Here is a 12,701-nt window from a genome sequence, read left to right as displayed (position 1 = left end):
AGACCTTCCCTTTTACTGATGCGAAACCTGCGGTCATTGGCCGTTGTGGTGCTCGCAACTTTGCCATGCGTTGCTTTTGCACAATGGCGGGTTGTAGCCGTGAGCACCGAAGTAGACAAAATGCGCTTCAACACCATCATAGACGCGCATTCCTTCATGAAGAATTATCGCTCTGGTGAGGAGCAAGGGAAGGGAACGCCAGTTGGGGATGCGCTTTATCCGGTTGCCAGTTATGGTGATGGCCGTTATGTCTCCAGGATCTGTTTTAAGTATCTAGGTGCTACTGGCGATTATGACCCCACTACCTGCACTGGCGACCCAGCTACGGTCTACTGGCGCTCAACCTATGTTCTGCCGGGTGAGATGGATAAAACACCGTTCCTGGACAGGGATCTCGGCTTACCAACAACGACCATGTGTGTAGGGAACCCTATCCATCTTGGCACCGGCAACAAGTTCCAGGCTGAACTGGATTATCAAAGCGGAGGCTCCGACCCTTTCACATTCACCAGATACTACAATAGCCACCTTCCTGATGAAGAGCTCGGCGGCTGGCGGCATACCTACTCGCGGAGCGTCGAGGTCAACGCCTCGAAGTACGGTGAGAACATGGTTGTCCTGCACCGGCCAGAAGGGCAACAACTCGCGTTCTACAACTCGTCCTCTGTCTGGGTGCCAACATGGAAAACCGATGATACCTTGACGAAGGATGCTACCGGCTGGCGTTACACTCAATCTGACGGGGTAGTCGAGGCCTATGATGAAACCGGACGACTGACCGGCATCGAGAAGCCCAACGGCAATCACATCACCCTGAGCTATCTGAACGGAGAGCTATCCTCGATCACTGACGGCTTTGGCCGCAACATCCAGTTCCAGCATCAAGATGGCCGCATGGTCAGTGTCACCGATCCTGCTGGTGGCAGTATTCAGTACCAGTACAACAGCGCTGGCAAGCTGGCGGAAGTGATCTACCAGGACAATACGAGCCGCAGCTATCTCTACGATGACCCGAATGCACCGGGTTTGCTCTCTGGGCTGGTGGACGAGAACGGCAACCGTTTCGCCACATGGGGATATGATGCTCAGGGGATGGCAGTTCTAAGTGAACACGCCGGGGGCGCAGAGAAGACTCAGGTAAGCTACAACGCTGACGGAAGCGTCTCTGTCACCAACGCCCTCGGCCACGTTCAGCGATATACCTACAGCCGTCACAACGGGATGCTCAAGCCTGATGTTGTTGAGGGTGCGCCGTGTACCGGCTTTGTGGGAGGCAAGGAAACCTACGTCTACGACAGCAAAGGCCTCGTCTCCAGCATTACAGATCGTGCTGGACAGAAGCGCACGTTCACCCATAACGACCGGGGATTGGAAACCACCCAGATAGACCAGGATGGGGGCAAGGTTACGACCGACTGGCTTCCTTCCAAGTCGCTCCCTGCAAAAATCACGGAACCAACCAGGATCACTGAGCTTACCTACGACACTCATCTCCGGGTGATAAGCCGCAAGGTCACAGATCGCAGCTCGGGCGCTTCCCGGACATGGACCTACACCTATGCCCCTGTTGGTACAGGAAAGCCGAGCCTGTTGGCCTCGGTTGATGGTCCGCGCACCGACGTCAGCGATGTTACGACATTTGACTACGATGACCAGGGCAACCTGATCCGGACAACAAACGCGCTGGGGCAGGTGATGCAGTTTGGTGACTACGACGCGAACGGTCGCGCCGGGACCATTCAGGGCGTCAACGGTGTAACCCAAACCCTCACCTATGACGCCAGAGGAAGACTTGTCAGCTCCACTGGACCAGAAGGAACCACGGCCTACAACTATGATGCTGTGGGCCTCCTGAGCTCGCTGACTAAGCCAAATGGTGCAACCGTCAGCTATGAGTACGACGCTGCACATCGGCTGGTGGCGGAAACAGATGCACAGGGCAACCGGCGCGAGCTTGAGCTCAATGACCTCGGGAACCCAGTAGAAGAGCGACTGCTCGATGCGCTGGGCCAGACCCGTTGGATAGAGCGCCGGATCTTCAACGAAATCGGCTGGCTCTCCAGTGTCTCCGACGCCTATAGCAATCAGTCATCGTTTTCCTACGATGTGGTGGCAAACCTGATACAGGAGACCAGTCCCTCTGGTAACACACACTCCTACAAGTACGACGGCTTCCATCACCGGACACAAACGACCGATCCACTCGGGAAGGTCACGCAGGTGCTCTACAAGGATACCGGCGATGTTTACCGTGTCTCCGACCCTCGTTCGCGCCTGACCTACTACAGCTACAACGGCTTTGGCGAAGTGACTCAGGTCCGGAGCCCGGACACCGGCACCACCGACATTACCTATGACGAAGCCGGTAACGTGGCAACGCGCAAGACGGCCAAGGGACAAACCACAAGCTACAGCTACGACGCGCTGAACCGGATCATCGAGGCATCCAGCGGTGTCGCTGGCGAATCGCCAATTCTGTACGGGTACGACGAAGCAACCTCACCATACGGCATGGGCCGCTTGACCTCAGTCGATGATGGCAACGGTGTCCGGAGATATGGCTATACACCCGAAGGATGGTTGGCTTACGAGACCTGGGAAACCCACGGGCAGAGCCTTACTACCCAGTACCAATACGATGGTGCAGGCCTCATCACGAAGATCACGTATCCCAGTGGTCGTGAGGTTTCCTACACCCGTGATTTAGCCGGTGACGTCATCGAGGTGGCAACGACACAAGCAGGCACCACAACAAGCCTGGCAAGCCAGATCGAGCGAGCGCCCTTTGGCCCCGTCACCAGTATGGTCAGATGGAACGGCATTTCAGAAAGTCGCTCTTTGGATCTCAATTACCGAGTCACCGGCATCGACGCTACTAGAGTGCATTCGCTGGTCTATCGGTACACGCCAGACTCGTTGATTTCAGCCATAGACGACAATCTCAGCTCATCAGTCAATCAGTCACTCGGTTATGACGCGGTTGGCCGCATCACCTCTGCTGAGGGGCTCTATGGCGTTTTGGGCTATGGCTATGACGCCACCGGCAACAGGACCTCGATCACGACCGATGGCCTGAGCCAAAGCTACACCATCAACTACATGAACAACTGGCTGGTGAAGACTGGGCAAACCTCCAGAAGCTATGACGCCAATGGCAACCTGACGAAGCAGGGGGCGGATACCTTCACCTATGACAGCCAGAACCGGCTGGTGGCCGCAACGGTCGCTGGAGTGACAGCAGCTTACACCTACAACCATCTGGATCAGCGTGTAACTAAGACCCTAAACGGCCAGACCCGCCTACTGATTTACGGCTTGGCAGGAAACCTCATCGAGGAGCTGGACGCAGCCACTGGAGACGTGCTGGCGGAGTATATCTGGCTCGATGGCACCCCCTTGAGCTTTGCTCAGTCAGGACAGACCTATCAAGTCCACGTCGATCATCTGGGCACCCCGAAGGCGCTAACCGACGCCAGCGGCCAAGTGGTTTGGAAGGCGAGCTACAGCCCGTTCGGTAAGGCCAGCATCACCACTCAGGGGCCGACCTTCAATTTGCGGTTCCCAGGACAGTATTACGACGCGGAGACCGGGCTCCACTACAACTGGCGGCGTTACTACGACCCGAATACCGGGCGTTACATCACCAGTGACCCGATTGGGCTGGCTGGTGGGATTAACACCTATGCCTATGCGCTGAGCAACCCGATAGGCAATGCAGATCCAACAGGGGAGTTTGTGCCGCTTCTTCTGGGGGCTTATGTTGCCATAGACTTTGCCTTGAGCGCTTGGGACGCCTATGACACCTTCAAGACCATCACCAGTGATTGTGCGACCTCAAGAGAAAAGTGGATTTCCGGGGGGCTTTTTGCTGCTGGGATTATCCTGCCTGGCAACTATAAGGCGCTAGGGAATGTTGCGGAACGCGCTTTTAAAAATACGGCTGATGATTTTGTAGACCTAGCCAGTTCCCAGAGACGTAAGCATATTCTTGATGGTGACGCCACTGGTGGAGGGCATCGAGCAGGAACAGGCAAGCCTGGAAAAAGTGAGTTTCCTCAAAGTTGGTCTGATGAAAAAATTATGCACGTCATTTCCGATATAGCTACCGATCCAAATGTTTCTCGAAAGGCTGGGCGCGGTGGTAGGACTATTGCAGAGGCAGTTAAAGAAGGTATTAATGTTCGTGTAATACAAGAATCTAATGGTGATATTGTTTCAGGTTTTCCAACAAACGTACCAAGGAATCCAAAATGAAAAATGAATATAGAGAAATTGAATCCACGCTAGATCTTTTGCTTATGGTGCTGTCTGATTCGTTTTCTGAATCTGAAAGTATAGAAGTGCAAGAATTTATTGATGTGGGTGAGTATGGAATCGCACTAGAAACTATCATTGACATTATTAATGAAGAGTCAAAGAACATAACAAATGAAGCTGAGTTTCTGATTGAAAAAGCAGGGAGGATAATGAATATGGATACTACATCCATTGTAGATAAGATTTCAAAACATATAGATAAATAATAAGATGAAAAAAACCGGTTTAAAATATAGAGCAGTATATCTGCTTGGATTTCCGTTAGCTGGAGCCTTTATAGGAATTGCAGTGTTCGCTTTATTAAATTATGTGAATGGGCCTCTAAGCAAATTCGCCTTATATCTGTCCGTTGGTGTTTGGGGGGGGTATGGAGTGTTCTCAGGAATCTATGGATACTTAAATCTAAGGAAAATATTAAAGTTAAAGAGAGCTAATGAGGAATCCAGGGATTAAATACGGCTCACATGGTTCTGCTATTGGCGCAGCATTGGGGACGGCTTATGGAAATCAATAACTGGTTTGATTTTATTATATACACAATTTATTTCTTTGGGGTTGTGATAGTTATCCTTCCTACTGGGGTTATCTTTCTTTGGTTGACATTGAAAAATCTAGTCAAAATGAGAGCCCCGAGATACGAAAAAAAGCACTACAAGTATTTCTCTGCAAGAAATAGATTTGAAGTGTGTGTTGCAGGTGTTTTTTCTGTGGCTTTTTCTGTTTGGTATCTGTTTTTTGCCAAAGGGGGAAATCTGTTTCTTTATCCGTCAGAGGTAATGAGATTTTTTTCAGGCGGATGATAGTGTGGATCAGGCTCTGGCGTTGGCCCAGCCGCCGCCAGCGGCCAAGTGTTTGGAAGGCGAGCCATCATAGAGTCAGTAGAGAGAGATACTTTTGGAAATCAATAGTATTATGATTGGTACAAATGAGTTGTAGCTCCATATTTTAAAGGGGGATTTCAGAGAAATGAAGAATAAGAAGGTAATAACTTTGATAATGGCCGCAGCCGCATCATGCTCGTCAGTCTATGCCGCGACATTACCGACCAGTGAGGTAGACGCATACATACTTGCGATGAACACCATGTCACCTATCACTGCAAAGTACACCATCCAGTACAAGCAAGCGGTTGAGCAGAAATGCAATACAGCCCTGAGCGTTGAGCAGCTCAACTCAAAGGCATTCACCAATGTTGTCCAGGCAATGGTGAGTAGTGAGACCGTCGATAGAATGGGGCTTGATGCTGCTGGTGGATCACTCCAGGATACCCTGTCTGTGATCGGCAAGAACGTCACATGCAGTGACCTGAACGCGCCATTTAAAGCACTCTTGGATGATAAGGACTTCACCAGAAAGCATCAGCACCTATCGAAGGTGCTGCATACTTGGAATGAAGTTGTTTCTCAAAGCAAACCCTGAGTAACAAAAAGGAGCCTAACTGGCTCCTTTTTTAATGGGGATGATGTTACGTTCGTGGACGTTATTTTCACTCGGGATATGTAACGTTGAAAAAGGCGTACCGACAAGAGAGTGGTCACATAGCTCTCCATAATAGATGAGCGACAAAATCTCTTGCTCGTTGATTTTTCCCACCTTAAAAAGGTAATTGATTATTGCTGTATCCAGTAGGTCGTGACACCCATTAAGCAGATCCACGATATTGGCCGCAGCTTCATTTTCCTCTCCGTCATCTCGACCGGCTAATACTGATTCAACCCAAGCCTCAAGGCTCGGATGTCCCTCAGCGAGCTCTATTTGACGGCACTCGTTCTCGATCAACCCTGTGATTGCTTCGTTGAGCGTTCCGCCATAAGTCGGCATGTTGAGAACAACTCCAAATCCGGGGATTTCTTTTTGGATTGGCTTCGCATCCTTGGGAGCTGATTTCAGCCACAGGAAAAACCAGATCCCAGAGCTTATGTCTTCCGGCTTGACCTGGTTGGCCGCAAGGAATTTGGAAACCTCGTTACAGATGATGCCATCTGGCGCTGCCATCTCGTAAATACCCGCCATCAGATCTTCAAGGCTCTTATACATATTATCTCTCGCACCTGTACATGATGTTTTCACTATCGTTGTTAAGCGTTTTTTCAGCAAGTATGTTCCAGCGAGACATCTTATACCATTCCATCCAAATCTGTAAAATTACCGTATTACCGTAATTATGATAATTACGGTAAATAAATTTGAGTTCCTCTTGCTGTTGTTCTACTTATTAAAATGTATCTTTGAAAAAGTAGAGTTTTTGGAATAGGATAGGTGGTGCTGAATGCCCACTTTTTACAAGGAGCGCGACCAGTGATTTTTGATGTAAGAGCGACCTTTGAAGTGGCACTCCAGACGGACACCCACCTGGTACTTATCGATCTGGATCAGGGAGCATCAGTTACGAACGATGCTGATGCAGTGATCGCCTGGTTGGCCGCAAACCTCGAAGGTGGAATTGGAAAACGTAAGGTGTACTACCGGGACACCGATGGACGCTTTGATGAGCTCAAGGTTAATGCCGGTGCTTTTGCCGGATTTGCACCTTGTAGCGAAGGCCAGCAGACCACCTTGGCTGGGATGCTCGGCCAGTAACTTTGTGTGGAGAACTCGATGTTAAACAAAAACAAATTTGAGAAAGTTTTAAAGAGAATCCTCGATAAGAACTTTGAGCGCTGCTCTATTTGCAGGAAACCATTCCCTGGACCGTGCCATACTTTTGCTGGTTTGGATTCGGACAATAAAGTTCAGAACGTAGGTTCTTGCTGTCGGACCAGTATTGTGGACTTGCGGCATGGAGGTGTGTATACGACCGCTCCTGTAGATACTCAAGAGGGGCAAAGTCAGGCGCGTGAGCTACTCGCAACACATCCTTGTAAGGGGATGATGGGACATGCTTAGCAAAAAAGTCTTTTTCATTAGTCAAGCGGAGGCCGAAAGACTGGAGCCGGTTCCCGGTGCGGCCATGATCTCCATAACTGACCCAGACAAGTCCCCTGCCGCTCTCGGACAGTGGGGGCAGTTGTACCGCGATAGCTTCTATGACGGCGGCTATTCTGAGAACACCATCCACACGATGAAGGCAGCGTTCCGGATGAATTACGCCTCTTACATTGACTCATCCCAGGCTGAAAAGCTGTCCACCTTCCTGGATGGATTGGTTGGTAGCGGTATCGATCAGATCTTCGTTCATTGCTATTACGGAGAATCCAGAAGTGGCGCGGTAGCGCTGTACCTCCAGAACAAACATGGATTCACTCCGAATAAGCCGATCACCAAGCCCAACCGAACAGTTTACGAATTGCTGTGCAATCCAACCAAGTTTGAACCACTGATGCAAAGCTACGAAACGCAACATATGGAGGAGGAACTACCTCTTCACCTCAAAATATGGGATTTTCTTCTCGTTGCGGTCGGGCTTAGGAGGTAACTTTGCACGACACAAACAATGACAAGGAAGAGCTAGTTTCACATGCGAAAGTAAATGTTCCGGCAGAACAAAGCATTCGCGGTGAACTGTTGCCGTCATCGAGCTCGCTCCGGAACATCCAGGACAACCCCGCCGTCGCCTATCTGGTGAGCCTCGGGTCAAAGCGAAGCAGGCAGACCATGAGCTCATTCCTCAACATTGTCGCCAAGATGATCGGGTTTCAGAACCTTCGTGACTGTGCATGGAGCTCAATGAGGCGGCACCACATATTGGCGGTGCTGGAAATGCTGGGGGATGCAGGGAAGGCTCCGGCAACGATCAACACCTACCTGTCAGCGCTCAAAGGGGTGGCTCTTGAAGCCTGGACGATGAAGCAAATTGATACGGATAGCTTCCAGCACATTAAGCAAGTCCGTTCAGTACGTGGATCTCGACTTCCTAAAGGGCGGGCACTTGAACGCCATGAGATTCGCAGCCTCTTTTTCACATGTGAAAGTGATTCAAGCGCCAAAGGGCTTCGGGATGCGGCCATTCTCGGGGTGCTCCTCGGGTGTGGCTTGCGCCGCTCGGAAATCGTTGCGCTGGACATGGGAAGCATGATCTACAAGGACCGCGCTCTCAAGGTTCTTGGCAAGGGCAACAAAGAGAGAATGGCGTATGTGCCTGGTGGCGCATGGAAAAGACTGGATAAGTGGGTTGAAGAGGTTCGAGGAACGCATGAAGGGCCTTTATTCCCGAGGATCAGGCGGTTTGATGATGTGACTGGAGAGCGGATGTCGGATCAGGCCATCTACCACATCTTGGAGACCAGAAGAGTTGAAGCCGGTCTGGAGATGTTTGCGCCCCATGACCTGCGACGCACCTTTGCCTCCTCGATGCTGGATAACGGTGAGGATATTGTGACCGTGAAGGACGCAATGGGCCACTCAAGCATTGCAACTACCCAGAAATATGACAGACGCGGCGATGAGCGTTTGAAGAGAGCGAGCCAACGCCTCGATATAGCGGATTAACAGCATGAATGATGAAGAACTCGAACTTGCCAGAGCCGAAGCCATGAAAGCCGATAGGTGCTTTTCAAAAGGACGGCTCAGGGACGAATTTCGGATGAAGCCTAAGCCAGGAGTAGAGCCAGTTTCGTTCTACAAAAACGGGTATGGTGGCCAATTTGGAGTGTACCGGATAGCAGATTGCCAACCAATGCGGAGAAGGGGTTGTTCACCGGCATCACAAAAGCAAATAAGGGCGCAATCCATCCTTTCGGTCAAGGCAAGAATGCGTAGCAACCTGGCAAAGGCCTCTGTCATGGCACAAAGGTGGGTCGCTCTGGAACCTCTGGTTCTCGATACCGAGACGACCGGACTTGGTGAAAGAGACCAGGTGATCGAGCTGGCTGTTACTGACATCAGAGGCGCGGTTCTCCTCTGCACCAGATTACGGCCAACCGTGGAAATAGACCCTCAGGCAATGGGTGTTCATGGCATCACCGAGACTGAGCTGTCGAATGAGCCTACGTGGACTCAAGTTGCGCCAGCTCTCGCCCGGCTTTTGTCGGGCCGTCATCTGGTGATATTTAACTCCAGTTTCGACAGTAGGATGTTGAGGCAAACAGCCAGTGCATTTGGAGACCAACTCTCTTGGTGGCAAGAGCAGAACTGTCTGTGCGCGATGAAGCTGGCGGCTGATGCCTTTGGCTCAACCAACCGGCACGGCACAATCTCACTTGCGGATGCCACCTGCGAGGCAGGTGTGAGCTGGAAAGGTCGAGCCCATTCAGCAGCGACCGACGCTATTGCCACCGCCGACTTGGTGACAGAGATAGCCAAAGTCCAACGTGACCTCGTGGTCCAGCTCCAGGAGCTTCAAAGCAAAGGTAATTTGGAATGACAGAACAATCCTACGGCGAAAGTCTCAAATTTTTCTCAGACTGGCAGAAGGACCCCGCGAAACGCACCGGCCTGAATGTGCAACACACGCTAACCAGAGGTGAATATCCTACGGTCAGCATCGAGATTGCGCCGATCAGGGCATCGGGGTCCAGCCCAGACTGGAAAAGCAAGATCACGGTGCAGCTCACTCGCGGCGAACTGACGGCGTTTTGCAGCGTTCTCTTTGGTTTGCGTAGCAAGGCTGAGGGTTCCTATCACGGCGACGCGAAGAATAAGAGCTTTGCGGTTTACAACAACGGCAAGGCCGGTGTTGCGATCATCCTTAGTGAGCGAGGAAACCAGCTCCAGAATTTCATCAATGATGACGACCGAATGGAGCTCGCAGTCTTCGCAGTTCGCCAGCTTTCCAACGCATGGAAAGTTACCCCTTCTGATGCCATCGCGCTGCTACGCCAATCAGCGTGGATGGACCGAAATTTGTCCTAATCGAGCAAATCTAGGCACTCTAAAAGTCGTCCTATAACCACAAAGTTAGACCATCATGCAAAGTGGGGTATAGAGGGTGCCAGCCCCACCCCAGCAGTCCCCCTCAGGCACATTTCTGGCTTGCCCCGCGCTTTTCTTCTTTCTCTCTTTTTCTCTCTTTTTCTCTCTCTTTCTCAATCTAATCTCACACACGAAGGTCAAACAGGGCACCCGCCGACGCGAAGCGGAGGCGTATTCTTGCCCCTCCCCCTCGTTGCATGATGGTCTAAATCTGTCTACTATGTAACCAATGAACTGTTAGAACAAACCCACACATAGGCGGCAGCATGGCTAAAAACTTCATATCAGAACAATTCTCGGCCATGTGCCGCGACTTAACGAACCTGTCCTCTCTTATCAAACGACTACCGCCACGGTACGCAAAAGTTGCGGCCATCCCTCCTACCGGAAAAGGAATGGAGAACGAGCCCGTCAACAAGATTGTCGTAACTGAACAAACTGGGCGCGAAGCTCTTGAGCTGGCAGCGCACAGCTACAGAGATCTTCACATCAACCCAGACTATTCGCAGAAGTCTGCCAGGCGCACCGTGGGGGTACTCTGGTTCTCCCCTTCCAGGATTGGTGTAGCTGACGAAATTGCGGCGACGGTTGAACGCATCAACGCGGCCAAAGCTGGTATCGAGGAGTTCATTATCTCGACGTACCCCACCAGGCAAGAGAGGTTTGAAGCACTTCGAGCGGACTGCCCTGGTGTCATGACTCTCCACCTTTACAGACAAATTCGGTGCTATACCAATGGCGACATCGACTCTATCCGCTTCACCTGGCAACGGAAGGACTCCTTGAAGAAGCCCGTAAAAGAGGAGCTTTTGCAACGCATCAGAGAGGAGCTGGAGCGATCTGGGCCAGACTATCAACTTCCCCTGGAGCAGCTTATCCAGAAGATCGCCAGCACCCCGGAGCCTTATCTCCGGGAGCGAAGGGAAGTAAAGGTTCAACCGGTGGCAAACGTCATGGCCGCAGGGGTACTCAAAACCGTTACCGCGCCAATGCCCCTGATCGTGCTCCAGGATAAGGATGTTCAGCTCAAATTGCTTCGTAACTTTGACGCCTCAGAACAACGCAAAACTCGATCTGATAAAGCGGCATCGGAAATCCTTGGCACCTTCGGTGGAGTCACTATCGAATCCTTCCCTGGAGGGGGAACCGCAGAATTCGGAAAAAATCGTACGCTAAGCTAACGGTGTTCTCGTGACAGCTCTTTGACTAGGCTTTCTAAGGCCATTCTGATAGCCCTGACTTCCTGAAAAGCCATGGCTAAAATTTGTGCGGCTAAAAGGGATAACCGATGGTAAAGTAAGTTATCCCTGTCGAGATACTGAAAAGCGTTATCCTCGTTTTTCCCAAAACTGTTTTGCCAGTTCGCTCAGAGCGCTAGTTAACTGAGCGACAGATTTCGCACTTTGCAAATTATTCTGCCCGGTCTGTACATTGGTATCAGCAGCATCGCGTATATTGATAATACTGCGGTTTATGTCTTCACTTACTGCTCCCTGCTGCTCGACCGCAGTCGCTATTTGCGCGTTCATGTCGGTAATTTCGTTAACGCGTTGGCCAATTCCATCAAGAGCTGTAGCTGCTTCCTCTGCGTGAGCTACACTCGTGTGCGCTTGCCGACTACTTTGCTCCATGACTGTAACAGCGGATTGCGCTCGCTCTTGTAGAGCGCTGATCATGCTTTGAATATCCGTTGTCGATTGCTGTGTGCGAGCAGCAAGACTGCGAACCTCATCGGCGACAACAGCAAAACCACGCCCCTGCTCACCAGCACGCGCGGCCTCAATTGCTGCGTTGAGTGCCAACAAATTCGTTTGCTCGGCGATCCCTCGTATAACGTCAAGAACTTTTGATATCTCGTTACTTTGACCTTCAAGCTCATGAATAACCTGAGTGGCTTGCCTAATTTCACCTTCAAGGGCAGTGATTGACTGGCTTGTGTGGGCTACCAGACGCTGGCCAGATGCCGTCTCAGTGTCTGCTCTTCCGGCCGCATCTGCAGCATGCTGTGCATTGCTCGCAACCTCTTGAATGCTTGCCACCATTTGGTTTACTGCCGTTGCTATTTGATCTGTCTCTGCCTGCTGCTCAACTGTAAGTACATTGCTTGACTCAATATCCTTTAGTAGGCCTCGGGTGTGTTCGCTAAGCCGATTTGATGCATCACCTATGCGACCTACTATGGCGCCTGTTTCAGCTTGCATCATTCGTAAAGCAAACTCTATTTGGCCAAACTCATCGGTGCGCCCAGTGTAGAGGGATTGACTTAATGGGTTATTGGAAATATTCCTGGCTCTTTCAACCAGTCTTCCAAGAGGAGAGAGAATAGCCAAAACACTAACAGAGCTTAAGCTTCCTGACATTAAAGTGGCTAACACCTAGATTCTACGTCAGTACTTCAAAAAGCATAATCAAAGCCTTGATAAATATGCATTCCTTCGAAATTCAGCTTTCACCCATTGGGTGAAAGAAAAGTGCTCAAAAATATGTTAAATTATCAGCTTTTATGACTCGATATATGGTAAAATAATAGTAAG

12 protein-coding genes and 1 pseudogene are annotated in these 12,701 nt (G+C 50.8%); 11 read left to right on the top strand and 2 right to left on the bottom strand.

What is annotated here, in order from left to right; all coding sequences use genetic code 11:
* Positions 1 to 99 precede the first annotated feature (99 nt).
* From CYG50_RS00845 to CYG50_RS00825, 5 genes are all read left to right on the top strand, one after another.
* Positions 100 to 4,254 (top strand): RHS repeat-associated core domain-containing protein, encoded by a 4,155-nt coding sequence (locus CYG50_RS00845; protein WP_014342219.1) that lies wholly within the window; start codon positions 100 to 102, stop codon positions 4,252 to 4,254.
* Positions 4,251 to 4,523: a MafI family immunity protein gene (locus CYG50_RS00840; RefSeq protein WP_000787563.1), complete on the top strand. Its 273-nt coding sequence runs from the start codon at positions 4,251 to 4,253 to the stop codon at positions 4,521 to 4,523. Before CYG50_RS00845 ends, CYG50_RS00840 begins: the two co-directional genes overlap by 4 nt.
* Before the next feature lie 4 nt (positions 4,524 to 4,527).
* Entirely contained in the window at positions 4,528 to 4,770 is a 243-nt protein-coding gene (locus tag CYG50_RS23360; protein WP_000750746.1) for a hypothetical protein, read from the top strand.
* A 47-nt stretch (positions 4,771 to 4,817) separates the two neighbouring features.
* Positions 4,818 to 5,117 carry a hypothetical protein gene (locus tag CYG50_RS00830; protein ID WP_011872911.1) on the top strand — a complete coding sequence of 100 codons (300 nt, stop codon included), beginning with the start codon at positions 4,818 to 4,820 and terminating at the stop codon, positions 5,115 to 5,117.
* Positions 5,118 to 5,283: 166 nt separating this feature from the next.
* On the top strand, positions 5,284 to 5,736 hold the full coding sequence (locus tag CYG50_RS00825) for a hypothetical protein (RefSeq protein WP_000791469.1): 453 nt from the start codon (positions 5,284 to 5,286) through the stop codon (positions 5,734 to 5,736).
* 15 nt (positions 5,737 to 5,751) lie between these two features.
* Here CYG50_RS00825 and CYG50_RS00820 read toward each other — a convergent pair whose 3' ends face one another.
* Positions 5,752 to 6,354, bottom strand: coding sequence for a hypothetical protein (locus CYG50_RS00820; RefSeq protein ID WP_000278322.1), 603 nt, complete (start codon positions 6,352 to 6,354; stop codon positions 5,752 to 5,754).
* Positions 6,355 to 6,615: 261 nt separating this feature from the next.
* Between CYG50_RS00820 and CYG50_RS00815 the strand changes: the two genes are divergently transcribed.
* From CYG50_RS00815 to CYG50_RS00785, 6 genes are all read left to right on the top strand, one after another.
* Positions 6,616 to 6,897 (top strand): hypothetical protein, encoded by a 282-nt coding sequence (locus CYG50_RS00815; protein WP_000575657.1) that lies wholly within the window; start codon positions 6,616 to 6,618, stop codon positions 6,895 to 6,897.
* A gap of 298 nt (positions 6,898 to 7,195) precedes the next feature.
* Positions 7,196 to 7,732, top strand: coding sequence for a protein-tyrosine phosphatase family protein (locus tag CYG50_RS00805; RefSeq protein ID WP_000949433.1), 537 nt, complete (start codon positions 7,196 to 7,198; stop codon positions 7,730 to 7,732).
* Positions 7,733 to 7,734: 2 nt separating this feature from the next.
* A complete protein-coding gene (locus tag CYG50_RS00800) occupies positions 7,735 to 8,745 on the top strand; it encodes a tyrosine-type recombinase/integrase (RefSeq protein WP_000543934.1) in 1,011 nt (336 codons plus the stop codon).
* 4 nt (positions 8,746 to 8,749) lie between these two features.
* Positions 8,750 to 9,619, top strand: a complete 870-nt coding sequence (locus CYG50_RS00795; RefSeq protein WP_000997323.1) for a 3'-5' exonuclease — start codon at positions 8,750 to 8,752, stop codon at positions 9,617 to 9,619.
* Positions 9,616 to 10,107, top strand: coding sequence for a hypothetical protein (locus tag CYG50_RS00790; protein WP_000139717.1), 492 nt, complete (start codon positions 9,616 to 9,618; stop codon positions 10,105 to 10,107). The genes CYG50_RS00795 and CYG50_RS00790 overlap by 4 nt, the downstream gene beginning before the upstream one ends.
* A gap of 326 nt (positions 10,108 to 10,433) precedes the next feature.
* Positions 10,434 to 11,348, top strand: coding sequence for a DNA replication terminus site-binding protein (locus tag CYG50_RS00785; RefSeq protein ID WP_014342221.1), 915 nt, complete (start codon positions 10,434 to 10,436; stop codon positions 11,346 to 11,348).
* A gap of 147 nt (positions 11,349 to 11,495) precedes the next feature.
* Here CYG50_RS00785 and CYG50_RS00780 read toward each other — a convergent pair.
* A pseudogene (locus tag CYG50_RS00780) lies at positions 11,496 to 12,542 on the bottom strand (methyl-accepting chemotaxis protein); the annotation flags it as partial.
* Between the last annotated feature and the right edge of the window lie 159 nt (positions 12,543 to 12,701).

Source organism: Providencia huaxiensis (assembly GCF_002843235.3).
In the GTDB taxonomy this organism is placed as follows: Bacteria; Pseudomonadota; Gammaproteobacteria; order Enterobacterales; family Enterobacteriaceae; genus Providencia; species Providencia huaxiensis.
The sequence above is the reverse complement of the archived record's forward strand: the minus strand, read 5'-3'. Positions and strand labels throughout refer to the sequence as shown.

Excerpts from the sequence above, each read along its gene's own strand:
- CYG50_RS00840 (WP_000787563.1), top strand. The coding sequence starts at position 4,251 with ATGAAAAATGAATATAGAGAAATTGAATCCACGCTAGATCTTTTGCTT.
- CYG50_RS23360 (WP_000750746.1), top strand. The coding sequence starts at position 4,528 with ATGAAAAAAACCGGTTTAAAATATAGAGCAGTATATCTGCTTGGATTT.
- CYG50_RS00830 (WP_011872911.1), top strand. The coding sequence starts at position 4,818 with ATGGAAATCAATAACTGGTTTGATTTTATTATATACACAATTTATTTC.
- CYG50_RS00825 (WP_000791469.1), top strand. The coding sequence starts at position 5,284 with ATGAAGAATAAGAAGGTAATAACTTTGATAATGGCCGCAGCCGCATCA.
- CYG50_RS00820 (WP_000278322.1), bottom strand. The coding sequence starts at position 6,354 with ATGTATAAGAGCCTTGAAGATCTGATGGCGGGTATTTACGAGATGGCA.
- CYG50_RS00805 (WP_000949433.1), top strand. The coding sequence starts at position 7,196 with ATGCTTAGCAAAAAAGTCTTTTTCATTAGTCAAGCGGAGGCCGAAAGA.
- CYG50_RS00795 (WP_000997323.1), top strand. The coding sequence starts at position 8,750 with ATGAATGATGAAGAACTCGAACTTGCCAGAGCCGAAGCCATGAAAGCC.
- CYG50_RS00790 (WP_000139717.1), top strand. The coding sequence starts at position 9,616 with ATGACAGAACAATCCTACGGCGAAAGTCTCAAATTTTTCTCAGACTGG.
- CYG50_RS00785 (WP_014342221.1), top strand. The coding sequence starts at position 10,434 with ATGGCTAAAAACTTCATATCAGAACAATTCTCGGCCATGTGCCGCGAC.